The following is a 26688-nucleotide window of genomic DNA, read 5'->3' as shown; positions in this document are numbered from 1 at the left end:
CGGGCTCCGTCAGGTCACGTCGTCATAACCGTTGACCCGGTCCGTGACCGACTGCTCCGGCAACGCCCGGTTCGCCGACACGGTCTCGATCTCACCGATGTCCTCGGGGGTGAGGTCCAGCTCGGAGGCCTCGTCGTCGTCCGGCCCCTCGGCCTCACGCCGGCGCTTGCGCCGGTCGTTGACGAGCGAGAAGGCGACCGCTCCGAAGTACAGGATCCAGATGGGGCCGGCGAGCGCCAGCATGGTCAGCGGGTCGGTGCTGGGCGTGGCGAGGGCCGCGAAGACCGTGATGCCCATGATCATGCCGCGCCACCAGCCGAGCATGCGCTTGCCGGTGAGGATCCCAGTGAGGTTGAGCATGACCAGCAGCAGCGGAAGCTCGAAGGAGAGGCCGAAGACGACCACCATGCGCGTGACGAGGTCGAGGAGATCGTCCAGCGGCAGCAGATTGCTGACGCCGTTCGGCGTGAACTCCATCAGTACCTTGGCGGTGGTCGGCAGCACCTTGTAGGCGAAGAAGGCGCCACCCATGAAGAGCGGAACACCCGTCCCGACGAACGCGTACGCGTACTTCTTCTCGCTCCTGTGCAGGCCCGGCGCGACGAACGCCCAGAGCTGGTAGAGCCAGACCGGCGAGGCGAGCGCGACGCCCGCCATCAAGGAGACCTTCAGCGCCAGGGTGAAGGGGGCGAGCAGACCGTTGATCGTGATCTGCGCGCACTGCTTGCCCTCGGGCATCTTCGCCACCTCGGCGAAGGTCTTCGGGCACCCGACGGATTCCAGGACCGGCTTGGTGAAGAAGTTGATGATGTCGTTGTAGTAGAAGGCTGCGACGGCCGTGACCACGACGATGGCCAGCATCGCCTTCGCGAGCCGGTTTCTGAGCTCACGAAGGTGCTCCGCGAGGGGCATCCGCCCCTCGGGATCCTTCTCCTTGTTGCGGGCAGGCTTGAGCAACCCACGTTCCCATCTCGTGCGGCGGGCCGGAAGTCACCGGCCCTGCGTCAGCGCTTGGTCGTGTCCGTGGGCTCGCTGACCGGACGGGAGCTGGTCACGTCGCCGGGCGCGGCCTGGATCGTGCGCTGAGCCGGGGGCTGCTCGTCGGTGTTCGGCGGGCCCGCGGGAGTGGACTCCTGGCCCTCCGACTTCATCGCCTTCGCCTCGCTCTTGAGGATGCGCGCGGACTTACCGAGGGAACGCGCCATGTCCGGAAGCTTCTTCGCGCCGAACAGCAGGATGATGACGACGAGGATGAGAATGATCTCGGGAGCTCCGAGCCTTCCGAACATAAGTCTTTACCTTCTCACCGAGGCGGCATGGGCGGGGGTGCTGTCCGATCGGTCGGACAAATGTCCGGCTGTCGTGCAGCGATCGTAACGCTCAGGGGTGAACGCGGGGCAATCCCTGTGCGTACTCCCGGTTCGCGGCTCGCGCCTCGTTATCCGGGCCGCGATCAGCAGCGTACCTGTCCTCAGCGCGAAGGTGACAGGCTGAAGTGACTCATTGCGCATCCCTAAGGCGACTCATACCGAATCCATAGAAGCCGGCCCGTACCGGATCCGCAGAAGCCGGCCCGTACCGGATCCGCAGAAGCCGGCCCGTACCGGATCCGCAGAAGCCGGCTCATACCGGATCCGCGGATCGTGCCGCCGCCACGGTCGCCCGCTCCAGGTCGTCGGCGGCGCGATTGATCCGGCGCGCGGAGTCCGTGACCTGCCTGCCCAGCCGCTCGGCCGCCAGAAAAACGCGGACGGCGAGCACGCCGAGCACGGCAAGACCCAGGAACCCCACGGCAATCGCGAGCATCGGCCAGAACATGACGCCGAGCCTAGACCGTCGAGTGCAGGCGCAGGGTGCGCACCCCGCCCCCGGTGAGGAGCGCGACGATCCGCTCCCCGGCCGGCTTGCGGACGGGGACTCCGCACTCGGGGCAGGTGAAGGAGTAGAAGGTGGTCCTGCTGGTGGCGCCGATGGCCAGGCGCAGGGCGTTCGCCCCCAGCTCGAAGCGGGCCCGGCAGTCGGGGCAGCCCGCCCTGAAGACCACATGGGCCACTCTCCGCATCCCCGCGAACGCCGCCCCCACCGACATCTCCGGCGCCTCGACCGGGACGACGGCCCTGTCCGCCGTACCCGACGCCGGCCCCGGGACGACGACCCTCCGCGCCGTATCCGACTGCTCCGGCGCACCAGACATCGACGACGTGCTCACAGCCCCTGCTCCTGCCTGTCGTACGGCCCGTCCTGAACTCCGTCGGCACCCCGCGGTGCGTCGTCGTACGCGGCGAGCGCCTCCTGGGCGGCGCGGCGGGCGCTGTCCGCCAGGTCCTGCGGCGAGACGATCCGCCCGTCGCGGCCGAGGCGCAGCGCGAGCCTCCGCAACGACGCGGGCTCGGGGGTCCGCAGAGTGATACGCAGCCCGCCGTCCGGAAGCTCATCCGCGCTGTCGTGCGGGTAGTACTCGGCCACCCAGCGGCCGCCGGGACCGACCTCGACCACCACCTCGGGGTCCTCGGCCGCGGGCTGTACCAGCCCTTCGGAGAGGTCCCGCAGCTCGACCTCGGGCGGCGCGGAAGGCTCGTCCAGAATGCGGATCTCGGCCACCCGGTCCAGCCGGAAGGTGCGCCGCGCCTCGGAGCGGCGGCACCACGCCTCCACATAGGTGTGGCCGACGCTGACCAGCCGGATCGGGTCGATCTCGCGTTCGGTGAGCTCGTCGCGGGCGGGCGAGTAGTAGCGGATCCACAGTCGGCGGCGCTCCGAGATCGCCCGGTCGACGTCCGCGAAGACACCGCCCTCCGACTCGAAGGTCACCGAGAGCCGGGAGCTGGCCCCGGCCGCCTCGCCCGCCGCGGTCTCCACCTTGGCGGTGGCCCGCAGCAGCGCCTGCCGGTCGCCCTCCCGCAGGCCCGGCAGCGTGGACACGGCGCGGGCGGCCACCAGCAGGGCGGTCGCCTCGTCGGCGGCGAGCCGCAGGGGCTCGGCCGCGTCCGCGCCGAGAGCGGCCGGATTGTGCCACCAGATCCGGTCGCCGTCGGTGTCGATGTCGAGGAGGTCGCCACCGCGGAAACTCGTCCCGCACAGCGGCAGCACGTCGAGGTCGGAGATCAGCTCGTCCTCGGTGATCCCGAAGGCGCGGGCGACGTCCTCGACGCGCGCGCCGGGACGCTCGCGCAGATACGTCACCAGGGACAGCATCCGCCGGGTCTGGTCGATCGCGTTCGCGGGCCTGGCCGGTTTGCCTGCCACGTTCTTGTGTTCCCCCTCAGCCCTTGGCCACGGCACGCAGCCGGTCCACCACGTCGGCCCGCAGCTCGGCCGGCTCCAGGACCACCACATCGGGCCCGAACTCGACGAGCCACGCGTCCAGACCGTGCCCGTACGGAATCTCCAACTCGTCCCAGCCGTCGCCCAGTTCCCGTACCGAGACGGCCTTGGCCCGCAGCGGATAGCCGGCACCGGTACGCAGCCGGATCAGAGCGGAACGGTCGGCGGTCTCCCCCGCCCAGCTCGCCACCGTCTCGCGCACGGTGACGACATCGGGCACCTCGGCGGTGTACCTTCCGCTGCGCGTACGGACCTTGCCGGTGATCCGGGAGAGCCGAAAGACCCGCTCGGCGCCGCGGTCACGGTCCCAGCCGGCCAGATACCAGTGGCCGCGCCAGCACTCGAGGGCCCAGGGCTCCACGGTGCGCGGCTCGGGACGGGCCGCGTTCGCCTTGCGGTAGTCGAAGGAAGCGGGGCGCCGGTCACGGCAGGCGAGCATCAGAGGTTCGAAAGCGGCCTCGTGCACGGGGATGCGCGGTTCCAGGGCGCCGTGGGCCTCGTACGGGTCGACATCCTCGGGAAGCCCCGCGGCGCGCAGCTTCTGCAGGGCGCCGCTCGCGGCACCGGCGAGACGGGCCTGCTGCCAGACCTTCGCGGCGAGACCGAGGGCGGCGGCCTCCTCGGCGTCCAAGGTGATGGCCGGCAGGCGGTTGCTGTCGCGGCGCGCGAGGTAGCCGACCTCGCCGTCGAGGTTCTCCACCGTCTCGATGACCAGGCCGAGCTCGCGCAGATCGTCCTTGTCGCGCTCGAACATCCGGTTGAAGGAGTCGTCCGAACTCGCCGCACCCTTGCCCGGCCCAAAAGCCTCGACGTATGCCTCGATGGAGTCACGCAGCTCGCGCTTGCTGAGCGGCCGTCGTGTCCCGAGCAGACACAGCGCCAGGTTCATCAGCCGCTCGGCCTTGGCAATGGCCATCGACGCCCTTCCCTATGGTGCTTCCGACCGTTGACCGTACCGCTCCGGAGTGTCGCGGCAAAAGCCGAGGGCCCACGCCCGGACAGGCATGGGCCCCAGATGATCGGGTCCGGTCGGACCTCGATCATTCGGCGTACGACGATCGGGCCGCGGCGAGAGCGTACGGCTGATCGGACGGATCAGCACGACGACCGGACCGCGGCCAAAACCCCGTGAGGATCAGACCGCGACCAGGTCGCAGACGAAGATCAGCGTCTCGCCGGGGGCGATACGGCCGCCACCGGCGCCGCGGTCGCCGTACGCGAGGTGCGCCGGGATGGTCAGCTGGCGGCGGCCGCCGACCTTCATGCCCTGCACGCCCTGGTCCCAGCCCTTGATGACCTGGCCGGCACCGAGCTGGAACTGCAGCGGGGTGCCGCGGTTCCAGGACGCGTCGAACTCCTCGCCGGTGGAGAAGGCCACACCCACGTAGTGCACGGAGACGGTGTTGCCCGCCTTGGCGACCGGTCCGTCGCCCTCCCAGATGTCCTTGATCTCGAGGTCCGCCGGGGGCTCGCCGCCCGGGAAGTCGATCTCGGGCTTCTCGATGCTCACGTCTAAAGCTCCTGCTTGTCTGCGATAAAGGCCATTACGGCAAGACCGACACTCTCACATCCCCGGAGGGGTTACATCTTCGCCAGGATGTCGACGGAGAAGACCAGGGTGGAGTCCTTCTCGATGCCGCTCCCGCTCGGCGGGCTGTCGCCGTAACCCAGCTTCGGCGGCACCACGATGAGTACGCGGCTGCCCACCTTCTTGCCGGTCAGACCCTGGGACCAGCCCTTGACGACCTGCTGCAGCGAGAAGGACGTCAGCGCCGAGCGGCTGTACGTGGAGTCGAACTCCTTGCCGGTGTCCCAGAGCACGCCCTTGTACTGCACGAGGACGCTGCTGTCCGCCTTGACCACGTCGCCGTCGCCCTCGATGACGTAGTTCGCCACGAGCTTCGTCGGGGCGGCCGTCTTCGGTACGTCGATGGAGGGGGCCTTGCCGTCGGTGTTGGTGCCGACCTTCGGCAGCTTGGCGTCGCCCTGTGCGACGTCCTTGCCCTGGGCGGAGCTCTTCGCGTTGAACGTGTTCTGGATGTCGACCACGAACACCAGGGTGTCGGTGCCCTTGATGCCCGCCTGCGAGTTGCCCTGCTTGCCGTAGCCCCAGGTGGGCGGCACGGACATCAGGACCCGGCTGCCGGCCTTCTTGCCCGCCAGCGCATAGCGCCAGCCGTCGATGATGCTTCCCTGGGCGAGCTGGATGACCAGCGGCGTCTTGCGGTCGTAGGAGTTGTCGAAGACCTTCGCCGTGTCCCAGACCTGGCCCAGGTAGTTCGCCTGGATGTAGTCGTTCTCCGCGACCGTCTTGCCGCTGCCCGCGATGACCGTCTTGACCGCCACGTCCTTCGAGGGGTCGCCGCTGCCCTTGGCCACGGTCGGCTTCTCGTCGAACTTGGTACCGGCGGTGATGGCCGGCAGCGGGCCGTCGACGATCTTGGGGGGCGGGGCCGACGATGCGGAGGCCGACGGAGACGGGCTGGTGCTGGGCTTGGTCTTGGCCGTGTCGGACTTTTCGTCACCGCATCCGGCGAGCGTGACCAGTCCGGCCGGCACGGCGAGAAGAACTGAGCGTCGGCGCACTGTGGGGGCCTCGTATCGGTCGATCTTGTTGGTGGAGTGCGCGCAACTCTACGACGTGAGAAGGGCGCCGTACGAGAAACGTACGGCGCCCCGCGTTGCGTACCGGAAACACGCTCCGGGACGAGCGGCTCACATTCCGGCGATCAGCTTCTCCACCCGGTCGTCGACGGAACGGAACGGGTCCTTGCACAACACGGTGCGCTGCGCCTGGTCGTTGAGCTTGAGATGAACCCAGTCGACGGTGAAATCGCGGCGCTGTTCCTGGGCGCGCCGGATGAAGTCGCCGCGCAGCCGGGCCCGAGTGGTCTGCGGAGGAACGGACTTGCCCTCGAAGATCTTCAAGTCATTGCAGATCCGGGTGGCTTGTCCCCGCTTCTCCAGCAGGTAGTAGAGACCACGACGGCGGTGGATGTCGTGGTAGGCGAGGTCTATCTGGGCGACGCGCGGGTGCGACATCGTCATGTTGTGCTTGGCCCGGTACCGCTCGATGAGCTTGTACTTCATCACCCAGTCGATTTCGGTGCCGATCCGGTCGAGGTCCTCGGCCTCGATCGCGTCGAGCGTGCGGCCCCACAGTTCGAGGACCTGCTCGACGGTGCCGGTACGGATGCCGCGGCGCTCGCAGAAGTCCACGGCCTTCTCGTAGTACTCGCGCTGCACCTCCAGGGCGGAGGCCTCGCGGCCGCTGGCCAGGCGCACCTTGCGGCGGCCCGTGATGTCGTGGCTGACCTCGCGGATCGCCCGGATCGGGTTCTCCAGGGTCAGGTCGCGCATCACCGTGCCCGCCTCGATCATGCGCAGCACGAGGTCGGTGGCGCCGACCTTGAGGAGCATGGTCGTCTCGGACATGTTCGAGTCGCCCACGATGACGTGCAGCCGGCGGTAGCGCTCGGCGTCCGCGTGCGGCTCGTCGCGGGTGTTGATGATCGGCCGGGAGCGGGTCGTCGCGGAGCTGACACCCTCCCAGATGTGCTCGGCGCGCTGGCTGACGCAGTAGACGGCGCCTCGCGGAGTCTGCAGCACCTTGCCGGCACCGCACAGAAGCTGCCTGGTCACCAGGAACGGAATGAGGATGTCCGCGAGCCGGGAGAACTCCCCGTGCCGTGCCACCAGATAGTTCTCGTGACACCCGTACGAGTTGCCCGCCGAGTCGGTGTTGTTCTTGAAGAGGTAGACGTCGCCCGCGATTCCCTCCTCGTGCAGGCGTCGTTCGGCGTCTACGAGCAGTCCCTCGAGAATGCGCTCGCCGGCCTTGTCGTGGGTGACCAGTTCGGTCACGTTGTCACATTCGGGTGTCGCGTATTCCGGATGTGATCCCACGTCGAGATAGAGGCGGGCACCGTTCCGCAGAAAGACATTGCTGCTGCGGCCCCATGACACGACACGGCGGAAGAGGTACCGCGCCACCTCGTCGGGAGACAGGCGGCGCTGTCCCCTGAACGTACACGTGACGCCGTACTCGTTCTCCAGCCCGAAAATGCGGCGGTCCATGACTGAACATTACGCCCGATCCCCTGAGCTGAAACGGGGTTCGACAGCACGGTTTGGATCATTTTCCGACGAGGCCGCAACCACCGGCCCCCCGGCGGGAGCTGCGAGGACCCGCCCCGTGGCCAGCAGAACCAGCAGGGAGACGGCCCCGGCGACCCCCGGTACGGCGAACCCCCACAGGGTTCCGCCCCACTCGACGACCGGGCCCGCCAGGCCCGTTCCGACCGAGGCGCCCACGGTGAACGTCGTCACAAGCCAGGAGAACGCCTCGGTGACGGTTCCACTCGGCGCGTGCCGGTCGACGATGATGAAGGCGCAGGCGATACAGGGGGCGAGGAAGACCCCGGCGAGCGCCGTCAGGGCCGTCATGGCGACCGGGCCGGGCACCAGCACCAGCGGCAGGTAACAGACCGCCAGCAGGGCGACGAGCCCCCGCAGTCGCCGCTCCGGGGCACCGCCCCACTGCCGCGCCCCGTACACCGTGCCGCCGACGAGGGCGCCGAGTCCGAGCGCCGCCATCAGCCAGCCGTAGACCGCGTCGCCGCCGTTGTCGTCCGCGTACGACACGCCCGCGACGGTGATGGAGCCGAGCGCGAGCCCCACGAACAGGAACGCGCCGAGCAGCGCGAGCAGTCCGGGCGAGCGCAGAGCACCCAGCCAGTGTGCCTCGCGCGGCGCCGAACGCCACGCGCGCGAGGGGGGCGAGACGACCACGGAGAGGGCGCCCAGGACACCGATGACGTTCAGCACCACGAGCGCGGCCTGGGCGGACCACAACGCCACGCACAGGGTCACCAGCAAGGGGCCGACGGTGAACATGACTTCCTGGGCCACCGCGTCCATCGCGTACGCCGTGTGCACCTGGTCCTCCCGGCGCAGGACGGAGGGCCACAGGGCCCGCAGTCCGCCCTCCAGCGGCGGGGTGAAGAGTCCGGCGACGGCCATGGAGACATACGCGGGCGGCAGCGGGTTGGTGCCGCTGAGGGCGAAGGCGGTCATGGCGAGGGCGGAGACGAGCGCCGCGGGCAGCTGCACGCGCGGCTGCCCGTACAGGTCCACGAGGCGGCCGAGCAGCGGCTGGCCCACCGCGTTGGCGACCCCGTACACGGCGGCGAGCGCCCCGGCGAGGCTGTAAGTGCCGCCCTCGGCACGGATGAACAGCACGACGGCGATCGCGGCGGTGGCATTCGGCAGCCGGCCCACCAGCGTGCCGGTGAGCAGCCGCGCGGCGTGCCTCGCTCGGAGGATCTCCAGGTATCCCGCGGCCATGTCCCGCCTTCTCTCCGCGGCGCCCGGAGCGGCCCGACGCCTGAGGTTTTACGTATAACTTCGTCGGTCATACGTACCATGTGCGCTGTCCGCGAGTCCAGACGAAGGAGCAGGTCCGACGGTGGCACGAGCCAGCACGCACCCCACGAGCCGGGACGTCGCCCAGGCCGCCGGAGTCTCCCAGGCCGCGGTGTCACTGGTACTCGGCGAGAAATGGCGCGGACGGGTCTCGGAGGCGACGGCGGAACGGGTACGGGAGGCCGCGCGGGAGCTGGGCTACCGACCGAACCTGGCCGCCCGCAATCTGCGCCTCGGCCGCACCCGGACCGTGCTCCTCGTGGTGCCGGCCCTGACCACGGAGTTCTTCGCCGGCGTCTACACGGGCGCCGCCCGCCTCGCCGCGGAACACGGCTTCGGCGTGGTGCTCTACCCCTCCCCCGAAGGCATCGGCCCGGCCCGGGACCCCTTCGGCTCGGCGCAGGCCGCCCTGGACGGCGTGATCGCCTCCTCGATGGCCGCGGACGCGCTCACGGCCATCCGGGGCGACCAGCTGCCGCTGGTGATGCTGGACAGCGACCCGGAGGGCAGCCTGGGCGCGGCGACCGTGAACCTGGACATCGCGGACGGCGTGCGTCAGGTGGCGGAACATCTGCTCGCCCTGGGGCACCGCCGCTTCCTGCATCTGGCGGCGGACATCCCGTCCTGGACGTTCGAGGTGCGCGCCCGGGAACTCGCCGCGCGCGTGGGCACGATCCCGGGCACCGAGGTACGCACGACCCGCGCGCCCATCTCCATCGAGGGCGCCGTCGCCGCCGCGGAGGCCGCGCTCGCGGCCCCCGGCCCCCGGCCCACCGCGCTGGTCTGCGACGACGACAAGCTGGCGGCCGGCGCCTACAAGGCGGCCCGGCGCCTCGGGCTGCGCGTCCCCGACGACATCTCCGTCACCGGTCTCGACGACCTGGCCCTCGCCACGGCCATCGACCCGGAGCTGACCACCGTCCGCCTCGACGCGGAGCGCTTCGGCGAGCGGGGCATGGCGGCCCTCCTGGCCGTCCTGGAGGGCCGCACCCCCGAGGAGGGCGACATCCCCGTGCAACTCGTCATACGGGGCTCCACGGCGCCGCCACGCACGTCCTGAACGCCCGACGCCCCGGCCGGAAACCCGGCCGGGGCGTCGAAGGGCGAAATAAGCCGCTACTTCTCGTCGTCGGAGCCCTCGTCCTCGGCACTCCCGGCCTCGCCCGCGGTGCTCGCTCCGGCCGCCTCCAGCAGACGAGAGAGCTCACGGCCCACGATCCGCTTGAACTTGCGCTGCTGCGGGCGCGTACGGTCCAGGACCGCGACCTCCAGGCGCTCGGCGGGGATCTCCCGCTCGCTGCCGTTCGTGTCGCGGGACAGGGACTGGACGGCCAGCTTGAGCGCCTCGGCGAGCGTCATACCGTCCTGGTGGCGCTGATCCAGGTAGGTGCTGATCTGCTCGGCGTTGCCGCCGACCGCGACCGAGCCGTGCTCGTCCACGATCGAGCCGTCGTGCGGCAGCCGGTAGATCTGGTCACCCTCCGGGGTCTCCCCCACCTCGGCGACCACCAGCTCCACCTCGTACGGCTTCTCGGCCGCGCTGGAGAAGATCGTGCCCAGCGTCTGGGCGTAGACGTTGGCGAGACCGCGAGCGGTCACGTCGTCCCGGTCGTAGGTGTAACCGCGCAGATCGGCGTAGCGGACGCCGCCGATCCGGAGGTTCTCGTACTCGTTGTACTTGCCGGCGGCCGCGAAGCCGATCCGGTCGTAGATCTCGCTGAACTTGTGCAGCGCGCGGGACGGGTTCTCGCCGACGAACACGATGCCGTCGGCGAACTGCAGCACGACAAGGCTGCGACCACGGGCGATGCCCTTGCGGGCGTACTCCGCCCGGTCGGCCATGGCCTGCTGGGGGGAGACATAGAACGGCGTCGACACCGGTTATCCGTCCCTTTCTTTCCGCAATTCCGTCGAATTCACTGGGTCACCTGACAGGAGAAGCGGCTCAGAGCAGCGCGGCCCGCGGGCCGTCGGGCTGCTCCAGGCGCCGCTCCAGGATCGCGCGGGCGATCTCGGAGGACTCCTCGTCGGTGAGCCGGCGGAATCCGTCTTCGGTGATCACGGTGACGATCGGGTAGATCCGGCGGGCGACATCGGGACCGCCTGTCGCCGAGTCGTCGTCGGCCGCGTCGTACAGGGCCTGGATGACGAGCGTCGTGGCCTGCTGCTCGGTCAGGTCGTCGCGGTAGAGCTTCTTCATGGCACCGCGCGCGAAGATCGAGCCGGAGCCGGTGGAGGCGTAGCCGTGCTCCTCGGAGCGGCCGCCGGTGACGTCGTAGGAGAAGATGCGGCCCTTTTCGCGGTCCACGTCGTAGCCCGCGAAGAGGGGTACCACGGCCAGGCCCTGCATGGCCATGGCGAGGTTGGAACGGATCATCGTGGAGAGGCGGTTCGCCTTGCCCTCCAGGGAGAGCGTGGCACCCTCGACCTTCTCGAAGTGCTCCAGCTCCAGCTGGAACAGCTTCACCATCTCGACGGCCAGACCCGCCGTACCGGCGATGCCCACCGCCGAGTACTCGTCGGCCGGGAAGACCTTCTCGATGTCGCGCTGTGCGATGACATTGCCCATGGTGGCCCGCCGGTCACCGGCGAGGACCACCCCGCCCGGGAACGTGGTGGCGACGATGGTCGTGCCGTGCGGGGCCTCGATCACGCCCTGGGTGGGCGGCAGCTGCCGGTTGCCCGGGAGGATCTCCGGCTGGTGCTCGGACAGGAAGTCCATGAAGGACGACGACCCAGGTGTCAGGAAGGCAGCCGGTAGACGCCCGGTGCTACGAGTGTTGGCTTCCACGGGGTTCCTTCCAGGTAGGCGGCAGCCCGACGAACAGCGTCGGGATCGTCTCCCAACTTGCCGATGGCCGAATTGCAGTTGAAGCACAGTACGCCACGGACACTACCCGTCCTGTGGCAGTGATCCACATGAGCTGCCGGGGCTTTCAGGCAGATCACACAGATCCCCATCTGGGACGCGACCATCTCGTCCCGCTCGGCTTCCGTGAGGCCGTAGTGGCGCTTGAGGTGGCCCGCACGCCCCTCGACGGCTCGGCACGCCTTGCAGCGTGTCGACAGCCCGTCCGAAGCCGTGGCGTTACGGTGCCACGCGCTCCACGGCTTGACCTCGCCGCACTTCAGGCAAAGCTTGTGCCCTTCGGGCACCTCGACCTTGGGACGGACCTTCTTGCCCAGGCTTTCCTGACGCGCTCGGTGATAGTCCGATGCGCACTCTCGGCAATGTCGCTGCAGGCCGTCGAGGTTCGACCGCCTGCGAGCGAAGGCTGCGCGCGGCCGGCACTCGCCACACCGCACACAGCGCTTCACGCCCTCTTCGTTTACCAACCCCGACGCCCCCATCGGCCTTCAATTCGAAGGCTACTCGCCGCCTTTCTGAACGAATGATCGAACGAAATCCTCGGCGTTCTCTTCCAAGACATCATCGATTTCGTCCAGAACCGAGTCGACATCGTCGCTCAGCTTCTCCTGGCGCTCCTTGAGGTCCTCGGAAGCCTGCGCGTCCTGCGCCTGCTCCTCGACCTCCTCGGTGTTGCGCGTCGCCTTCTGCTGTCCGCCGCCGGTGTCCTTGGTCGCCATCTACCTCACCCCGCTCGGTTCGACGTTCTTGATCAGACCCTACTGGCCGGGTCCGACATCGGCCCTGCAGTTGCTGCAACGTCCGGGAGCCACCTCGATGATTCCCGGACGCCACCGTTTCCACCCCGTCGGGACGAATCGCCCCGACGGCCCGCTCAGGCGCCTGACAGGACCCTGACCAGGTCCTCCGCCGTACGACAGCGGTCGAGGAGCTCCTTGACGTGATTACGCGTTCCGCGAAGCGGCTCCAGGGTTGGAACGCGTTGCAGTGAGTCCCGCCCTGGCAGGTCGAAGATCACCGAGTCCCAGGAGGCCGCCGCCACGTCGTCCGCGTACTGCTCCAGGCAGCGTCCGCGGAAGTACGCGCGCGTGTCCTCAGGGGGCTTGGTGCGGGCCCGCTCGACGTCGTTCTCGTCCAGCAGGCGCTTCATCCGGCCGCGGGCCGCCAGACGGTTGTAGAGGCCCTTCTCGGCGCGTACGTCGGCGTACTGGAGGTCGACCAGGTGCAGCCGGGCCGCGTCCCAGTCGAGGTCGTCCCGGCGCCGGTAGCCCTCCATGAGCTCCCGCTTGGCGACCCAGTCCAGCTCCCCGGCGAGGCTCATCGGGTCGTTCTCCAGGCGGTTCAGGGTGTCCTCCCAGCGGACCAGGACGTCCTTGGTCTGCTCGTCCGCGTCGGCCCCGAACCGTTCCTCCACGTATTTGCGCGACAGCTCGAAGTACTCCATCTGCAGCTGCACGGCGGTCAGCGTGCGCCCGCTACGAAGCGTGACGAGCCGCTTCAGCGTGGGGTCGTGCGAGACCTGGTGCAGGGTGCGTACGGGCTGGTCGACCGCCAGATCGACGGCGATGAAGCCGTCCTCGATCATGGACAGCACCAGGGCCGTCGTGCCCAGCTTGAGATACGTCGAGATCTCCGACAGGTTCGCGTCGCCGATGATCACGTGCAGCCTGCGGTACTTCTCGGCGTCCGCGTGCGGCTCGTCCCGGGTGTTGATGATGGGGCGCTTCAGGGTGGTCTCCAGGCCCACCTCGACCTCGAAGTAGTCGGCGCGCTGACTGAGCTGGAAGCCGTGCTCGTGCCCGTCCTGACCGATGCCGACGCGGCCCGCTCCGGTGACGACCTGACGGGAGACGAAGAACGGCGTGAGGTGGCGCACGATGTCCGAGAAGGGGGTCTCCCGCTTCATCAGGTAGTTCTCGTGCGTGCCGTAGGAGGCGCCCTTGTTGTCGGTGTTGTTCTTGTAGAGGTGGATCGGCTGGGCGCCGGGGAGCTGGGCCGCGCGCTCCGCGGCCTCCGCCATGATGCGCTCGCCGGCCTTGTCCCACAGGACGGCGTCCCGCGGGTTGGTGACCTCCGGGGCGCTGTACTCGGGGTGCGCGTGGTCCACGTACAGCCGTGCCCCATTGGTGAGGATGACATTGGCCAGGCCGATGTCCTCGTCGGTGAGCTGGCTGGAGTCGGCGGCCTCGCGGGCGAGGTCGAAGCCTCGCGCGTCCCGCAGCGGGTTCTCCTCCTCGAAGTCCCACCGGGCGCGGCGCGCCCGGTGCATCGCCGCCGCGTATGCGTTGACGATCTGGGATGAGGTGAGCATGGCATTGGCGTTGGGGTGGCCAGGGACGGAGATCCCGTACTCCGTCTCAATGCCCATTACTCGCCGTACGGTCATGCGGCCCTCCTTGCCCGGCGGCGCCCTCGGTCGGGGACGCTGCTCAAGTACCGCTGGCGCTCCGGTGCGTGTGCGGTGCCCGTCCCCGCACTGCGCGACTCGGCGGTACGAAAGAGCCTAGAACGCCTTTGCGCTGGTGGGGAGATCATTTGCGTCATTGCCTTGCTCCAACCGTGGCCTGAAAAACAGTCGGCTGCGGGTACCCGGTGTGGGCACCCGCAGCCGCCCTGTCCTTCTACAGGTACTGACCGGTGTTGGCCACTGTGTCGATGGAGCGCCCTGTGTCCGCGCCCTGCTTTCCGGTGATGAGGGTACGGATGTATACGATCCGTTCGCCCTTCTTTCCGGAGATTCGGGCCCAGTCGTCCGGGTTCGTGGTGTTTGGCAGGTCCTCGTTCTCCTTGAACTCGTCCACGCACGCTTGGAGGAGGTGGGAGACCCTCAGGCCCTTCTGGCTGTGCTCGAGGAAGTCCTTGATCGCCATCTTCTTGGCGCGCCCGACGATGTTTTCGATCATGGCGCCGGAGTTGAAGTCCTTGAAGTAGAGGACTTCCTTGTCTCCGTTGGCGTAGGTGACCTCCAGGAAGCGGTTCTCCTCGGATTCGGCGTACATCTGTTCCACGGCGGTCTGGATCATGCCGTGGACGGTGGCCGACCGGTCCCCGCCGTGCTCTCCCACGTCCTCGGTGTGCAGGGGGAGACGCTCGGTGAGGTACTTGCCGAAGATGTCCTTCGCCGCCTCGGCGTCCGGCCGCTCGATCTTGATCTTCACATCGAGACGTCCGGGGCGCAGGATGGCGGGGTCGATCATGTCCTCTCGGTTGGAGGCGCCGATCACGACCACGTTCTGCAGGCCTTCCACACCGTCGATCTCGGCGAGGAGCTGCGGGACGATGGTGTTCTCCACGTCCGAGCTGACGCCCGAGCCGCGGGTGCGGAAGAGGGACTCCATCTCGTCGAAGAAGACGATGACCGGTGTGCCCTCGCTGGCCTTCTCACGAGCACGCTGGAAGACGAGGCGGATCTGCCGCTCGGTCTCGCCGACGTACTTGTTCAGGAGCTCGGGGCCCTTGATGTTGAGGAAGAAGCTCTTGCCCGTGGCCTGTCCGGTGACCTCGGCGACCTTCTTGGCCAGCGAGTTGGCGACGGCCTTGGCGATGAGCGTCTTTCCGCATCCTGGAGGCCCGTACAGCAGGACACCCTTGGGTGGCCGCAGTTCGTGCTCCTTGAAGAGGTCGGGGTAGAGGTAGGGGAGCTCGACCGCGTCGCGGATCATCTCGATCTGGTTGCCCAGACCGCCGATCTGCTCGTAGCCGATGTCCGGGACCTCTTCGAGGACGAGTTCCTCGACCTCGCTCTTCGGTACGACTTCGTAGACGTAGCCGGAGCGGGGTTCGAGCAGCAGGGCGTCGCCGGGGCGGATGGTGACGTCCAGCAGCGGCTCGGCGAGCCGTACCACCCGTTCCTCGTCGGTGTGCCCCACCACGAGGGCGCGCTCGCCGTCCTCGAGGATCTCCTTGAGGGTGACGATGTCGCCGACGCTCTCGTACTCCATGGCCTCGACCACGTTGAGGGCTTCGTTGAGCATCAGTTCCTGGCCGCGCCTGAGCTCTTCGAGCTCCACGCTGGGGCTGACGTTCACCCGGAGTTTGCGGCCCCCGGTGAAGATGTCCGCCGTGCCGTCCTCGTTCGCCGTGAGGAAGACACCGAAGCCGGCCGGTGGCTGTGCGAGCCGGTCGACCTCTTCCTTGAGGGCCACGATCTGGTCGCGGGCCTCACGGAGCGTGTTGGCGAGCCGCTCGTTCTGTGCGGACACGCCGGCCAGATTGGTCTGCAGCTCGACGATCCGCTCTTCGAGAATCCTCGTGTGTCGCGGAGAGTCGGCGAGCTTGCGTCGCAGGACGGCGATCTCCTGCTCAAGGTAGGCAATCTGCCCGGCGGGGTCGTCGGACCCTCTTCCCGGGCGGATGCCGCGGTTCATGTCGTCGTCGTGGGCTGCCACGGTCCTCACCTCCTCCAAGGGGAGCTGGACGCTTCCAGACCCTACCTGGGTGGGTGTCGATTGAAACCCCTAGATCACAAAGACTGTCGAGGTGTGTCCGATCTTCACCCTTGCGCTCTCCCTCACGCCAGGGGAATACCCACCCAACATGATTGGGAAGCGGACGGAGGTAGGGTCGAAGTGTTCAACACCCGTCAGAGCTGGCCCGACTTGCTGACGAATCGGGTCGCTCGACGCAGGAAACGGCAGGAGAAATGACCGTGCAGCAGGAGGCCGCAGTCGACGGTGAGGCGCTGGAGGTCTGGATCGACCAGGATCTCTGTACGGGCGACGGCATCTGTGTCCAGTACGCCCCCGAGGTCTTTGAGCTGGACATCGACGGCCTGGCCTACGTCAAGAGCGCGGACGACGAGCTGTTGCAGGCCAAGGGCGCCACAACGCCCGTACCCCTGACGCTTCTGCGGGATGTCGCCGACTCCGCGAAGGAGTGTCCTGGCGACTGCATCCACGTGCGTCGGGTTTCGGACAGCGTCGAGGTCTACGGGCCGGACGCGGAGTGAACAAGAAGTGACCTGACGGCCACTCCTCGTCACTTTCCTGTCTGGTTTCTCACACCCGTCGGGCCGGGCGGGGTGTTTCTCACACGCTCTGTGCTGCGGACGGTGTCGAGCGGACGAACGCTCCGCCCTTCCACTGCCACTTGGCGCGGTCCTTCACGTCGGGGCAGCAACTCGGCACGTCGGACGACGAGTAGCCGAGGAACGTGGCGGTGACCGCTCCGTCGCGCACCGCGAAGTCGGTGACGGTCAGCCGGTCCTTCGGGTCCACGAGTGTGGCCACCACGCGGGGCTTCTTGGCGTCCGCGGCCCGGGTGAGGACGTAGACGCCGTCGGGCGGGGTGCCCATGCTCGCGTCGCAGCGGACCACGGCCACGGTCTCCGGCTGTCCGTCGCCGTCGAGGTCCCCGGAGGCCTTCTTCTGGACGAGGAGCTTCGTGGGGCCGCAGTCGAGCGGGAAGTCGGCCTTCGCGGGATCGGGGGGCGCTGTCGCGACCTTGGCCGCCTTCGTTCCGGGGCCGGGCTGGGCCGCTGTCGCGGAGCCGGGCTGCAGTACGGAGGAGAGCGCGACGACCCCGGCGAGGGCGGTGGCCGTGGCGACCCAGTGGATGGGGCGGGTGGTGGTGTGTGCCAGTTCCGGGACGGCGGATTGCTGCACGAGAGAAGCGTCTCCTGTGGGCTGTGCCGGTGGGGTGTCCCGCATGGTGCCACACGTCACAGTGCGGGGGAACGGCGGGGTCGAAGGTTCTGGTGCCGCGTCAACCAAAAGGAGCCGTGGCCGAGTTCCCGGACGCTTGTCGGGAACTCGGCCACGGCACTTGTACGTTGAACGCGGCACGGGGCCGCCTCAGCGGCCGGCGCCTCCGTCGGCGTTGGGGCCGGTGTAGTCCTCGCCGTAGGCGCCCTTGGCGGGGCGGCGGCGGCGCATGGGCGGCTCGACGCCGTCGGCGAGGCGGCGGGCGGTGAGCAGGAAGCCGGTGTGGCCGATCATCCGGTGGTCGGGGCGGACGGCGAGGCCCTCGACGTGCCAGTTGCGGATCATCGACTCCCAGGAGGTCGGCTCGTTGAAGCAGCCGATCTCACGGATGGACTCGACGGTCCGGGCGAGCTGGGTGGTGGTGGCGACGTAGCAGCACAGGATGCCGCCGGGGACGAGCGCCTTGGAGACGGCCTCCAGGCACTCCCAGGGGGCGAGCATGTCGAGGATGACGCGGTCGACGTCCGTGTCGCTCAGGTTGTCCTGGAGGTCACCGACGGTGAGCTGCCAGGCGGGGTGCGGGCCGCCGAAGTAGCGCTCCACGTTCTGCTGGGCGATCTCGGCGAAGTCCTCGCGGCGCTCGTACGAGTGCAGCATGCCCTGGTCGCCGATGGCGCGCAGCAGGAAGCTGCTGAGCGATCCGGAGCCCACGCCCGCCTCCACGACGCGCGCGCCGGGGAAGATGTCGGCGAAGGCGAGGATCTGCCCCGCGTCCTTGGGGTAGACCACGGCGGCGCCGCGGGGCATGGACAGGACGTAGTCGGGGAGCAGGGGGCGCAGCGCGAGATAGGCGACGTTCCCCGTGGTGCGGACAACGCTGCCCTCGGGGGAGCCGATCAGCTCGTCGTGCGGGAAGGAACCCTTGTGGGTGTGGAAGTTCTTCCCCGCTTCGAGCGTGAACGTGTAGTGGCGGCCCTTGGGGTCGGTCAGCTGAACCTGGTCCCCGACCTTGAAGGGCCCGCGCCTGCGGGCGGCACCGGTCGGTTCGGACATGTGACCAGCCTACCGGTCGTTCGAGGGGCCGCCGACCATCTCAGTTCGGCCTGGCCATGGCCTTCACGAAGGCGCGTTCCACGTCCGCGGCGGACAGGACGCCGTAGATCTCGCCGGACTCCTCCACCACCAGGTATTCGGTGGCGGGGGTCGCGCGCAGGACGTCGAGGAGGTCCTCGCCGGCGAGCTCGGCGGAGATGCGCATGCCGTCGGTGAGGTCCTGGGCGAGGCCGCTGACGTCGACCCAGGGGCGGCGGTGTTCCGGTACGCCGACGATGGCGGCCTCGCGTACGAGCGAGAGGGGTTCGCCGTCGGCGTCGACCACGACCAGGGCGCGGGCGCCGGCGTCGTTGGCGCGGCGCAGGGCTTCGGAGAGCGGGGTGTCGGTCTCCACGGGGACCGCGCGGCGGGTGAGGTTGCGGGCGCGCAGCTCGGGGAGGTGTTCGCGCAGACGGGCCATGCGGAGGCTGTTGCCGGCGCCGGTCCAGATGATCGCGGCGAGGATGGCGGCGAGCAGGGCGTCCGTGACGGTGTCCATGCCGCCGACGTCCTCGGCGTTCGAGCCGAGTGCGCCGGTCTGGGTGAGCAGGGGGAGGCCGATCAGGACGGCGACGGCGAGGGCGCGGCCGACCCAGGCGGCGGCGATGGTGCCGCTCATGGGCTTGCCGGTGATCTTCCAGACGACGGCGCGGAGCATGCGGCCGCCGTCGAGGGGCAGGCCGGGCAGCAGGTTGAACGCGGCGACGATGAGGTTGGAGATCATCAGGCCCGCGATCAGGACGCCGGGGACGGTGCCCCGGTCCACGGTCTGCATGGCGAGGTAGAAGATCCCCGCGAGGATCAGGGAGAGCAGGGGGCCGACGAAGGCCAGCACGAACTCGCGGCCGGGGGTTTCGGTCTCCTTCTCGATCTCGGAGACTCCGCCGAAGAACTGGAGCTGGATCCGGCGCACGGGCAGCTTGAAGCGCAGGGCGGCGACGGTGTGGGCGAGTTCGTGGATGAGGACGGAGGCGTAGAAGGCGACCGCGAAGAAGAGGGAGACGAGGTAGCGGGCGGCGCCGAGTTCGGGCAGTACGCGATCCAGCTGGCCGCCGAACACCCAGGTGATGAGGGCGGCGACGAGGAACCAGCTGGGGGCGACGTACACGGGGACGCCGAAGGGGCGGCCCATGAGCAGTCCGCCGCCGGGCTCTTTGGGTCGCCGGGGCGGGCGGCCCTTGCCGGTGCCGCTGCCGCTGCCCGTGCCCGTGTCGGAGTGGGCGAGGGTGCGGGGGGCTGTGGCGTGTTCGTCGGCCGGGTGGGGGGCTTCGTCGGCTCGGGGGGCGGCGGGTGCCTGGTCTGCTTCGGGGGTGCCGGGGTGGTGGGGGTGCGGCTCCGCGGGGGTTGCCGGACCGGTGGGTGCCTGGGTCCGCTTTCTCGTCGGACGGTGTGCCCTGTCCGGTGTTCGCCGGGTCGGTCTCGGGCGACCGGCTGCTCGGACGACGGCTGCCTCGGATGCCGACGGCCCGTCGGAGGCGGGGGTGGCCGGTTCGCCGGGCGGTGTTTGCGGGGGCGTCGGCGGGGTCTGGTTCTCGTGGGGCTCCGGGTCGGGGTGTGGGGTGTCGGTGGCCGGGGCCGACGGCCCTGGGTGGCGGTCGGTCGCCCGGTCGTTGCCGGAGCGCGGCTGCCCGCTCCCGCCGCTCTCGTCCACGATGTCCCCTCGATCGAAGCGTCTCCCTGTCCCGATCATGCAGGGCGGGAGGGTCTCTGGTCGATGGTATGCGGCCGTTGCGGCGCGTTCCGCCCCGGCACCCCCTCTGTTTTCCGCGCCGTCGCGTGCGGCGCGGAAAGGAGAGCGGCGCCGTCGTGTGCGGCGCCCGGACAGCGGCGGGCCCGCGGGAGGGCGGCGGGGCCCGCGGCTGGGTCACTGTCAGTGGTGGGCCGTATGGTCTGTGGTCATGGAAACGAGCACCGAGGGCACAGCACCGGACCCTGCGGGCGACGGCGCGCCGGCCGCGCCAGCGCCGCCGTCCCCGGCGGTCGGGCCCCCCGCGTCGGCCCCGGCGGCCGCGTGGCTCGGGCCGGGCCCGGCGGGGGCGTCCAGCGGAGCGGGCGCGCCGCCGGCGTCGGCCGAGGCCGCCTCGTCGGCGGCTCCGGCGGCCTCCGAGGGCACGGCCGCCGTGACCGTCGCCGTGCCGCCCCGCTCGTTGTCTCCCTCGCGTGCCAGTGACTTCATGCAGTGCCCTTTGCTCTACCGGTTCCGGGTGATCGACAAGTTGCCCGAGAAGCCCAGTGAGGCGGCGACGCGGGGGACGCTCGTGCACGCGGTGCTCGAGCGGCTCTTCGACGCGCCCGCCGCCGAGCGGACCGCGCCGCGTGCCAGGTCCCTCGTCCCCGGCCAGTGGGACCGGCTGCGCGAGAGCAGGCCCGAGGTCGTCGAGCTGTTCGCCGACGATCCGGAGGGTGAGCGGCTGGCGCGCTGGCTGGGTGAGGCGGAGCAGCTCGTGGAGCGGTGGTTCTCCCTGGAGGACCCGACGCGGCTCGAGCCCGCCGAGCGCGAGCTGTTCGTCGAGGCCGAGCTGGATTCCGGGCTCAGGCTGCGCGGGATCATCGACCGCGTCGACGTCGCGCCGAGCGGCGAGGTGCGGATCGTCGACTACAAGACCGGCAAGGCCCCGCGGCCGGAGTACGCCGAAGGCGCGTTGTTCCAGATGAAGTTCTACGCCCTCGTGGTGTGGCGGCTGAAGAACGTGGTGCCGCGGCGGCTTCAGCTCGTCTATCTCGGCAGCGGCGACGTCCTGACGTACGACCCGGTCGTCGCCGACCTGGAGCGCGTCGAGCGCAAACTGCACGCGCTGTGGGACGCGATCCAGTTGGCCACGGAGACGGGCAACTGGCGGCCGCGGCCCACCAAGCTGTGCGGCTGGTGCGACCACCAGGCCGTGTGCCCGGAGTTCGGCGGTACTCCGCCGCCGTATCCGCTCCAGATCGGGCCGCCCGAGTCCGGCGGCAGGGAGCAGGGCAGAATGGGGCCGGACTAGCTGAAGGAGACTCACCGTGGCCATCCGCGTCCTACTGGTCGACGACCAGCCGCTGCTGCGTACCGGCTTCCGGATGATTCTGGAGGCGGAGCAGGACCTCGCGGTCGTCGGCGAGGCCGGAGACGGACTCCAGGCGCTCGACCAGGTGCGTGCGCTGCAGCCCGATGTGGTTCTGATGGACATCCGTATGCCCCGGATGGACGGAGTGGAAGCGACCCGGCAGATCACCGGTCCCGGGCGGGACGGCCCGGCCAAGGTGCTCGTGCTGACCACCTTCGACCTCGACGAGTACGTGGTGGAGGCGCTGCGGGCCGGGGCCAGCGGGTTTCTGCTCAAGGACGCCCCGGCCAATGAGCTGGTGCAGGCGATCCGGGTGGTCGCGGCCGGCGAGGCGATGCTCGCGCCGAGCATCACGCGCCGGCTCCTCGACAAGTACGCCGGGCACCTCCCGTCCGGTGACGAGCCCGTCCCGGACACGCTGCACACACTGACCGAACGCGAGGTCGAGGTGCTGAAGCTGGTGGCCCGCGGGCTGTCCAACGCGGAGATCGCCGCCGACCTGTTCGTCAGCGAGACCACGGTCAAGACGCACGTCGGTCACGTCCTCACCAAGCTGGGGCTGCGCGACCGGGTGCAGGCCGCGGTGTACGCGTACGAGAGCGGGTTGGTGCGCCCCGGCGCGCAGTAGCCGGGTCCCCCGCGCCCGTACGGGGTGTACGTCGAGGGCGCCCCCTTCCGCGAGAAGGGGGCGCCCTCGGTGTAGGTACGACCGCGGGATCAGCCCTTGCTGATCTCCCAGAACCGGAACACCGTCGACGCGTCGAGGCAGTACTCGAGGCCGTAGACGTTGTCCCGGACGACCGCGTACTGCTTGGCCTGCCAGACCGGGATGACGGGGAGGTCCTCGGCGACGATGTCCTGGAGCCTGCCGTACTCCGCGTCGGTGGAGGCGCGGTCGCTCTGGGCGGCGGTCTTCGGGATGAGCTGACCGGTGATCGTGCTGTTGGAGTAGTTGTTGCTCAGCACATTGCCCTTGCCGAAGAACGGCGCGGTGAAGTTGTCGGGGTCCGGGTAGTCGGGCACCCAGCCCTTCACGTACACGCCGTACTTGCCCTGGGCGATGTCCTTCTCGTACTGGCTGTAGGCGACGGACTTCACGGTCGCGTCGAACAGCCCGCTGGCGTTGAGCTGTCCGGCGATGGTCCGGAACTCCTCGTCGGTGGCCGGGCCGTAGCGCGACGGCGTGGACCAGAGGGTCAGCTTCACCTTGCCGGTGATGCCCTCGGCCAGCAGCGCGGCCGCCGCCTTCGCCTTCGAGGGGCGGGCGCCGTAGGTGTCGAAGAAGGACGTGTCGTGGCCGGCGATCCCGGCCGGGATGATCGAGTAGAGCGGCGTCGCCGTGTTGTCGTAGACCTTGTTGACGAGGGCGTCGCGGTCGAGGAGGTAGGCGATGGCCTTGCGGACTCCGAGCTTGCCCGCCACCGGGTCGTCCATGTTGAAGACCATGTGCTGGACTTCGGCGCTGGTGCCCTCGACGACGTTGATGCCCTTGCCGGTGGACGTGTCGTTGTCGATGTCGGCGACGTCGGCGGCGGCCAGGCCCCGGTAGGCGGCGTCGATCTCGTTGTTCAGCAGCGCGTTCTTCAGGGCGGTCTGGTTGCCGTGGAAGAACGTGAGGGTCACGCCGGAGTTGTTCACCTTGGCGGTGCCCTTGTAGCTGTCGTTGACGGAGAAGACGGCCTTGTCGTCGTCGAAGGAGTCCAGCTTGTAGGGACCGGAGCCGACCGCGCCGCCGTCCTTGCGCAGTCCCGTCGCGGAGTAGGAGTTGTGGTCCACGATCGAGCCGGCGCCGGAGGCTATCTTGCTGGGGAAGGTGGCGTCGGGGGTCTTGAGGCGGAAGGTGACGGTCTTCGCGTCGGGCGTCTCGACCCTGTCCAGCATGGGGAACATGATCGCGGGGCCGGAGGCGTCGTTGATCTTCAGCATGCGGTCGAAGGAGAACTTGACGTCCTTCGAGGTGAGCGCGTCACCGTTGCTGAACTTCAGTCCGTCCCTCAGGGTGCACGAGTAGACCTTCGTCTCCGTGTCCGTGAACTTGCACTCCCTGGCGGCCTCGGGCTCGGGTTCCGTACCGCCCTTGGGGAAGCTCAGCAGCGACTGGAAGACGTTGTTGAACAGCAGCCAGGACCCCGGGTCGTAGCCGGAGGCGGGGTCGGTCGCCAGGACGTCGTCGGACATCCCCATCACGACCTCGGAGCCGGTGCCTCCGGAGTCGCCCGTGTCCGACCCGCATCCGGTGAGCAGGCCGGCGGCCAGCCCCGTCGCGACAGACAGGACCGGCCACTGGTTGCGCATGTTCACTACAGGTGCCTTCTCGTCAGGTCTCGAGAGCCCCGGGCTCCACGAGGCCCGGGGTCGGTACCCCTTGAGTCTAGGCAGTGCCGCGTCAGTCGCTCACACCGCGTCCGAGCTCCCAGAGCTGAAGCGTGGACGAGGAGTTGAGCGCCCACTCGGCGCCGGTGATGTCGTCCTGGGCGGCGATGTACTGCTTGCCCTGCCACAGCGGCAGCACCGGTACGTCGTTGGCAACGATGTCCTGGATGTCAGTGATGGACTTCGACGCGGTCAGACGGTCGGCCTCACGACGGGACTGCGGGATCAGGTTGCCGATGATCTCGCTGTTCGCGTAGGGCGAGCCGAGGAAGTTGTCCTTGTCGAGGAACGGCGCGATGTAGTTGTCGGCGTCGGGGAAGTCGGGGAACCAGCCCATTCCGTAGACGTCGTACTTGCCCTTCTGCTCGGCCGGGCGGAAGGTCGACCAGGGCTCGCCCTTGATGCGGACGTCGAACAGACCGCTGTTGTTCAGCTGCTGCTGCAGCTGCTGGAACTCGGTCTTGGTGGCCGAGCCGTAGTGGTCGGTCGTGTAGTGCAGCGTCAGCTTCACCGGGGTGGTGATGCTCGCCCTGGCGAGCAGCGACTTGGCCTTGGCGACGCTCGCGTCCCCGTACTTGTTGAAGAACGAGTTGGAGTGTCCGGTGATGGTGGCCGGGACCAGCGAGAAGAGGGGCTCGGCCGTGGAGCCGTACACCTTGGAGACCAGCTCGCCGCGGTTGACGAGCTGGGCCACCGCCTGGCGGACCGCCTTGGTCTTGACGGTCGTGGCGTCGGTGTTGAAGGCCAGGTAGCGGATCTCCAGGCCGGGCATCTCGACGAGGTTGACGTCGCCCTTCGAGTCGGTGGAGAGCTTCTGGATCTGGTCCGGCGTCATCGTGCGGGTCATCAGGTCGATGTCGCCCTTGCTGAGGGCGGCGCCCATCGCCGAGGCGTCCTCGAACGACCTCATCTCGACCTCGTCGTTCTTCACCTTCAGCGCACCCTTGTAGTTGGGGTTCTTGGTGAAGACGGCCTTGACCAGCTCGTTGTCCTTCTCCTCGGCCTCCATCGTGTAAGGCCCGGAGCCGTCGATCTTGAAGCCGTCGCGCAGCTTGTCCTTCTCGTAGTCGTCAGGGTTGACGATGCCGGCGACCGGGGTCGACAGCTTGAACGGGAAGGTGGCGTCCGCGGTCTTGAGGTGGAAGATCACCTCACGGTCGCCCTGCGTCTCGACGGTGTCGACGGTCGACAGCAGGGCGAACACACCGCTGTCGGCCTTGATCGAGCGGGCGCGGTCGATGGAGAACTTCACATCGGCCGCCGTGACGGCCTTGCCGCTGGAGAACTTCAGGTCCTTGCGCAGCTTGCAGGCGTAGCGCTCGTTGCCGGTGTCGGTGAAGCCGCAGCTCTCGGCGGCCTCGGGCTCCGGCTCGCCGTCGCCGCGGGGCTGGACCATCAGGGTCTGCACCGTCTGGCGCAGGATGTTCCAGGTGCCCACGTCGTACGCGTACGCCGGGTCGACGGGCGCGGGGGCGTCGCTGGAGGCGGTGAACCGGTCAGTGGTGCCGACGACGACCGAACCGCCGCCACTGCTCCCGCTGTCGGATCCGCCGCAGGCGGCGAGCACCGGGGCGAGCAGGCCGACGACCGCCGGCAGCACCAAAGTCTTGCGGTTCATGCTCGATTTTCTCCAGAGCTGTCGAGTCCGTGTACCCGGCATGCAGGGGTGGCGCGGCGGATCACGGGGGGTTGTGGCGATGTTCTCGCGACGAGATTAGTCCGCACCAGCACGACGGCTCGCAGCAACCGGAGTTGAGTTCCCATCACGCAGTGAGACCGGCTGCGGACGCACGGGAAACCCGCTGCGGGAAGGATTAGTACAGTGTTCCACTAATTGGGACACAAGGGCACGTCACCGCCCCCCGAAAAGGGGAGAGCTGCACATGTCGCCCCCGCTGTCGACCCCCTGGTGAGTGGCGAACGTCACACTCGCAACTCGGTGGGGGGGTACCGGAATTCGGCCATCCGGCGACCTTGAATTACTCCCTGCGACGTCTTGGAAATTCCCCGTATTCGGCTCCGTACGCTCGGTGAACGCTTAGCGCATTTCCGTCATCAAGCCGCGGAGAAATGGCAGGTCGACCTCTTCGAGAGAGGTCACGACAGTGCGCCGGGCGGCGGGTGCGATGGGGGCCACCGACGGGACGGCGACCACCCGGCAGCCGGCGGCCTCCGCGGCCGCGACACCGGTCGCCGTGTCCTCGATGACCGCGCATCTCGCCGGCTCGGCGCCGAGTCCGGAGGCCGCCAGCAGATACGGGTCGGGGAACGGCTTGGTGCGCGCCACCTCGTCGCCCGCCACGGTCAGCGCGAAGTGCTGGGAGCCGAGGGAGGTCAGGACCCGGTCGATGATGCGCCGGTGCGAGGCGGAGACCAGGGCGGTGGGGATCTCGTGCGCCGCGAGTTCGGCCAGCAGCCGTGCGGCGCCCGGCATCAGCGGCAGCGTACGGCCGATACGTGCCTCGAACCCGTCGTTGAGCAGCACCGTGAGTTCGGCGAGGGTGATGTCGGCACCGGTGGCCTCGATGAGGAAGCCCGCGCTGCGCGCCATGGGGCCGCCGACCACGACATGGCGCCAGGACTCGTCGAGCGGGTGCCCGAGGGCGGCGAAGACCTCGGCCTCGACGTCCCACCAGAAGCCCTCGGTGTCCACCAGGGTGCCGTCCATGTCGAGGAGCACGGCCTGCAGAGCGGAGCCTTCGGCCGAACGGGTACCGAGCGCGGGGACCGTACTGGTCATCCGGGCGCACCTCCTTGAGGGACGATCAGGCCGGCTGCCCTTTTTTGGCAAAAGGGCAACCGGCCTGCAGTGGACCGACCAGTGTACGACTTATCCGATCAGCATGCTCAGCATGCGTGGACGTACGTCCCGGCGCGCGTCACCGAGCCTCGCGGCGCGCGGCGCCACACGGCTTGTCGCAGC

The 26688-nt window shown here is 69.1% G+C and carries 26 protein-coding genes; 4 read left to right on the top strand and 22 right to left on the bottom strand.

All coding sequences use genetic code 11. The features are described 5' to 3' along the window. Window positions 1-9 precede the first annotated feature (9 nt). From tatC to GTY58_RS34695, 10 genes are all read right to left on the bottom strand, one after another. Window positions 10-957 carry a twin-arginine translocase subunit TatC gene (gene tatC, locus GTY58_RS34740; protein ID WP_010988093.1) on the bottom strand — a complete coding sequence of 316 codons (948 nt, stop codon included), beginning with the start codon at window positions 955-957 and terminating at the stop codon, window positions 10-12. 47 nt (window positions 958-1004) lie between these two features. After that, the gene (gene tatA, locus GTY58_RS34735) at window positions 1005-1289 is read right to left on the bottom strand and encodes a Sec-independent protein translocase subunit TatA (RefSeq protein ID WP_010988092.1); all 285 of its coding nucleotides are present in this window, start codon (window positions 1287-1289) and stop codon (window positions 1005-1007) included. Between the two features lie 334 nt (window positions 1290-1623). Then, complete coding sequence (locus GTY58_RS34730) at window positions 1624-1818, bottom strand: hypothetical protein (protein ID WP_010988091.1); 195 nt, start codon at window positions 1816-1818, stop codon at window positions 1624-1626. 10 nt (window positions 1819-1828) lie between these two features. After that, a complete protein-coding gene (locus tag GTY58_RS34725; protein WP_037646654.1) occupies window positions 1829-2089 on the bottom strand; it encodes a hypothetical protein in 261 nt (86 codons plus the stop codon). Window positions 2090-2205: 116 nt separating this feature from the next. Next, window positions 2206-3246, bottom strand: a complete 1041-nt coding sequence (locus tag GTY58_RS34720) for a WYL domain-containing protein (protein WP_010988089.1) — start codon at window positions 3244-3246, stop codon at window positions 2206-2208. Between the two features lie 16 nt (window positions 3247-3262). After that, window positions 3263-4240, bottom strand: a complete 978-nt coding sequence (locus GTY58_RS34715) for a WYL domain-containing protein (RefSeq protein ID WP_010988088.1) — start codon at window positions 4238-4240, stop codon at window positions 3263-3265. Window positions 4241-4459: 219 nt separating this feature from the next. Beyond that, window positions 4460-4834: an FKBP-type peptidyl-prolyl cis-trans isomerase gene (locus GTY58_RS34710; RefSeq protein ID WP_010988087.1), complete on the bottom strand. Its 375-nt coding sequence runs from the start codon at window positions 4832-4834 to the stop codon at window positions 4460-4462. 71 nt (window positions 4835-4905) lie between these two features. Then, window positions 4906-5910, bottom strand: a complete 1005-nt coding sequence (locus GTY58_RS34705) for an FKBP-type peptidyl-prolyl cis-trans isomerase (protein ID WP_010988086.1) — start codon at window positions 5908-5910, stop codon at window positions 4906-4908. Between the two features lie 129 nt (window positions 5911-6039). Continuing rightward, a complete protein-coding gene (gene pafA / locus GTY58_RS34700) occupies window positions 6040-7401 on the bottom strand; it encodes a Pup--protein ligase (protein ID WP_010988085.1) in 1362 nt (453 codons plus the stop codon). Between the two features lie 9 nt (window positions 7402-7410). Continuing rightward, window positions 7411-8670 (bottom strand): MFS transporter, encoded by a 1260-nt coding sequence (locus tag GTY58_RS34695; RefSeq protein WP_010988084.1) that lies wholly within the window; start codon window positions 8668-8670, stop codon window positions 7411-7413. Between the two features lie 121 nt (window positions 8671-8791). Here GTY58_RS34695 and GTY58_RS34690 point away from each other — a divergent pair, with 121 nt between their 5' ends. Continuing rightward, window positions 8792-9808, top strand: a complete 1017-nt coding sequence (locus GTY58_RS34690) for a LacI family DNA-binding transcriptional regulator (protein WP_010988083.1) — start codon at window positions 8792-8794, stop codon at window positions 9806-9808. Window positions 9809-9864: 56 nt separating this feature from the next. Here GTY58_RS34690 and prcA read toward each other — a convergent pair whose 3' ends face one another. The 6 genes from prcA to arc form a co-directional block, all read right to left on the bottom strand. Further along, window positions 9865-10626 carry a proteasome subunit alpha gene (gene prcA / locus GTY58_RS34685; RefSeq protein ID WP_010988082.1) on the bottom strand — a complete coding sequence of 254 codons (762 nt, stop codon included), beginning with the start codon at window positions 10624-10626 and terminating at the stop codon, window positions 9865-9867. A gap of 67 nt (window positions 10627-10693) precedes the next feature. Beyond that, window positions 10694-11539, bottom strand: coding sequence for a proteasome subunit beta (prcB, locus tag GTY58_RS34680; RefSeq protein WP_010988081.1), 846 nt, complete (start codon window positions 11537-11539; stop codon window positions 10694-10696). After that, complete coding sequence (locus tag GTY58_RS34675; RefSeq protein WP_107083127.1) at window positions 11491-12084, bottom strand: endonuclease VII domain-containing protein; 594 nt, start codon at window positions 12082-12084, stop codon at window positions 11491-11493. The genes prcB and GTY58_RS34675 overlap by 49 nt, the downstream gene beginning before the upstream one ends. Window positions 12085-12117: 33 nt before the next feature. Beyond that, complete coding sequence (locus GTY58_RS34670) at window positions 12118-12336, bottom strand: ubiquitin-like protein Pup (RefSeq protein ID WP_010988079.1); 219 nt, start codon at window positions 12334-12336, stop codon at window positions 12118-12120. Between the two features lie 155 nt (window positions 12337-12491). Further along, on the bottom strand, window positions 12492-14003 hold the full coding sequence (gene dop / locus GTY58_RS34665; protein ID WP_010988078.1) for a depupylase/deamidase Dop: 1512 nt from the start codon (window positions 14001-14003) through the stop codon (window positions 12492-12494). Between the two features lie 235 nt (window positions 14004-14238). Further along, window positions 14239-16005 (bottom strand): proteasome ATPase, encoded by a 1767-nt coding sequence (gene arc, locus GTY58_RS34660; protein WP_010988077.1) that lies wholly within the window; start codon window positions 16003-16005, stop codon window positions 14239-14241. Between the two features lie 254 nt (window positions 16006-16259). Between arc and GTY58_RS34650 the strand changes: the two genes are divergently transcribed. Next, the gene (locus tag GTY58_RS34650) at window positions 16260-16565 is read left to right on the top strand and encodes a ferredoxin (RefSeq protein ID WP_010988076.1); all 306 of its coding nucleotides are present in this window, start codon (window positions 16260-16262) and stop codon (window positions 16563-16565) included. A gap of 79 nt (window positions 16566-16644) precedes the next feature. On the opposite strand, the gene GTY58_RS34645 is transcribed toward GTY58_RS34650, so the two are convergent. From GTY58_RS34645 to GTY58_RS34635, 3 genes are all read right to left on the bottom strand, one after another. Then, window positions 16645-17220: a hypothetical protein gene (locus GTY58_RS34645; protein ID WP_010988075.1), complete on the bottom strand. Its 576-nt coding sequence runs from the start codon at window positions 17218-17220 to the stop codon at window positions 16645-16647. 189 nt (window positions 17221-17409) lie between these two features. Continuing rightward, entirely contained in the window at window positions 17410-18312 is a 903-nt protein-coding gene (locus tag GTY58_RS34640; RefSeq protein WP_010988074.1) for a tRNA (adenine-N1)-methyltransferase, read from the bottom strand. 40 nt (window positions 18313-18352) lie between these two features. Then, window positions 18353-20002, bottom strand: coding sequence for a site-2 protease family protein (locus GTY58_RS34635; RefSeq protein ID WP_079121374.1), 1650 nt, complete (start codon window positions 20000-20002; stop codon window positions 18353-18355). A gap of 247 nt (window positions 20003-20249) precedes the next feature. On the opposite strand from GTY58_RS34635, the gene GTY58_RS34630 reads away from it, so the two are divergent. Further along, the gene (locus tag GTY58_RS34630; protein ID WP_078234565.1) at window positions 20250-21332 is read left to right on the top strand and encodes a RecB family exonuclease; all 1083 of its coding nucleotides are present in this window, start codon (window positions 20250-20252) and stop codon (window positions 21330-21332) included. A gap of 16 nt (window positions 21333-21348) precedes the next feature. Beyond that, on the top strand, window positions 21349-22020 hold the full coding sequence (locus tag GTY58_RS34625) for a response regulator transcription factor (RefSeq protein WP_010988071.1): 672 nt from the start codon (window positions 21349-21351) through the stop codon (window positions 22018-22020). Window positions 22021-22109: 89 nt separating this feature from the next. Here GTY58_RS34625 and GTY58_RS34620 read toward each other — a convergent pair whose 3' ends face one another. The 3 genes from GTY58_RS34620 to GTY58_RS34610 form a co-directional block, all read right to left on the bottom strand. Then, window positions 22110-23693, bottom strand: a complete 1584-nt coding sequence (locus tag GTY58_RS34620; protein WP_010988070.1) for an ABC transporter substrate-binding protein — start codon at window positions 23691-23693, stop codon at window positions 22110-22112. A gap of 85 nt (window positions 23694-23778) precedes the next feature. Further along, window positions 23779-25383: an ABC transporter substrate-binding protein gene (locus GTY58_RS34615; protein WP_010988069.1), complete on the bottom strand. Its 1605-nt coding sequence runs from the start codon at window positions 25381-25383 to the stop codon at window positions 23779-23781. Window positions 25384-25803: 420 nt separating this feature from the next. After that, complete coding sequence (locus GTY58_RS34610) at window positions 25804-26505, bottom strand: HAD family phosphatase (RefSeq protein ID WP_037646449.1); 702 nt, start codon at window positions 26503-26505, stop codon at window positions 25804-25806. Window positions 26506-26688 lie beyond the last annotated feature (183 nt).

The sequence above is a fragment of the Streptomyces sp. SID5469 genome (genome assembly GCF_009862865.1).
GTDB lineage: Bacteria > Actinomycetota > Actinomycetes > Streptomycetales > Streptomycetaceae > Streptomyces > Streptomyces avermitilis.
This window is presented reverse-complemented; position numbering and strand designations above follow the sequence as displayed.

Excerpts from the sequence above, each read along its gene's own strand:
- tatA (WP_010988092.1), bottom strand. The coding sequence starts at position 1,289 with ATGTTCGGAAGGCTCGGAGCTCCCGAGATCATTCTCATCCTCGTCGTC.
- GTY58_RS34730 (WP_010988091.1), bottom strand. The coding sequence starts at position 1,818 with ATGTTCTGGCCGATGCTCGCGATTGCCGTGGGGTTCCTGGGTCTTGCC.
- GTY58_RS34725 (WP_037646654.1), bottom strand. The coding sequence starts at position 2,089 with ATGTCGGTGGGGGCGGCGTTCGCGGGGATGCGGAGAGTGGCCCATGTG.
- GTY58_RS34715 (WP_010988088.1), bottom strand. The coding sequence starts at position 4,240 with ATGGCCATTGCCAAGGCCGAGCGGCTGATGAACCTGGCGCTGTGTCTG.
- pafA (WP_010988085.1), bottom strand. The coding sequence starts at position 7,401 with ATGGACCGCCGCATTTTCGGGCTGGAGAACGAGTACGGCGTCACGTGT.
- GTY58_RS34695 (WP_010988084.1), bottom strand. The coding sequence starts at position 8,670 with ATGGCCGCGGGATACCTGGAGATCCTCCGAGCGAGGCACGCCGCGCGG.
- GTY58_RS34670 (WP_010988079.1), bottom strand. The coding sequence starts at position 12,336 with ATGGCGACCAAGGACACCGGCGGCGGACAGCAGAAGGCGACGCGCAAC.
- dop (WP_010988078.1), bottom strand. The coding sequence starts at position 14,003 with ATGACCGTACGGCGAGTAATGGGCATTGAGACGGAGTACGGGATCTCC.
- GTY58_RS34650 (WP_010988076.1), top strand. The coding sequence starts at position 16,260 with ATGACCGTGCAGCAGGAGGCCGCAGTCGACGGTGAGGCGCTGGAGGTC.
- GTY58_RS34640 (WP_010988074.1), bottom strand. The coding sequence starts at position 18,312 with ATGTCCGAACCGACCGGTGCCGCCCGCAGGCGCGGGCCCTTCAAGGTC.
- GTY58_RS34630 (WP_078234565.1), top strand. The coding sequence starts at position 20,250 with ATGGAAACGAGCACCGAGGGCACAGCACCGGACCCTGCGGGCGACGGC.
- GTY58_RS34615 (WP_010988069.1), bottom strand. The coding sequence starts at position 25,383 with ATGAACCGCAAGACTTTGGTGCTGCCGGCGGTCGTCGGCCTGCTCGCC.
- GTY58_RS34610 (WP_037646449.1), bottom strand. The coding sequence starts at position 26,505 with ATGACCAGTACGGTCCCCGCGCTCGGTACCCGTTCGGCCGAAGGCTCC.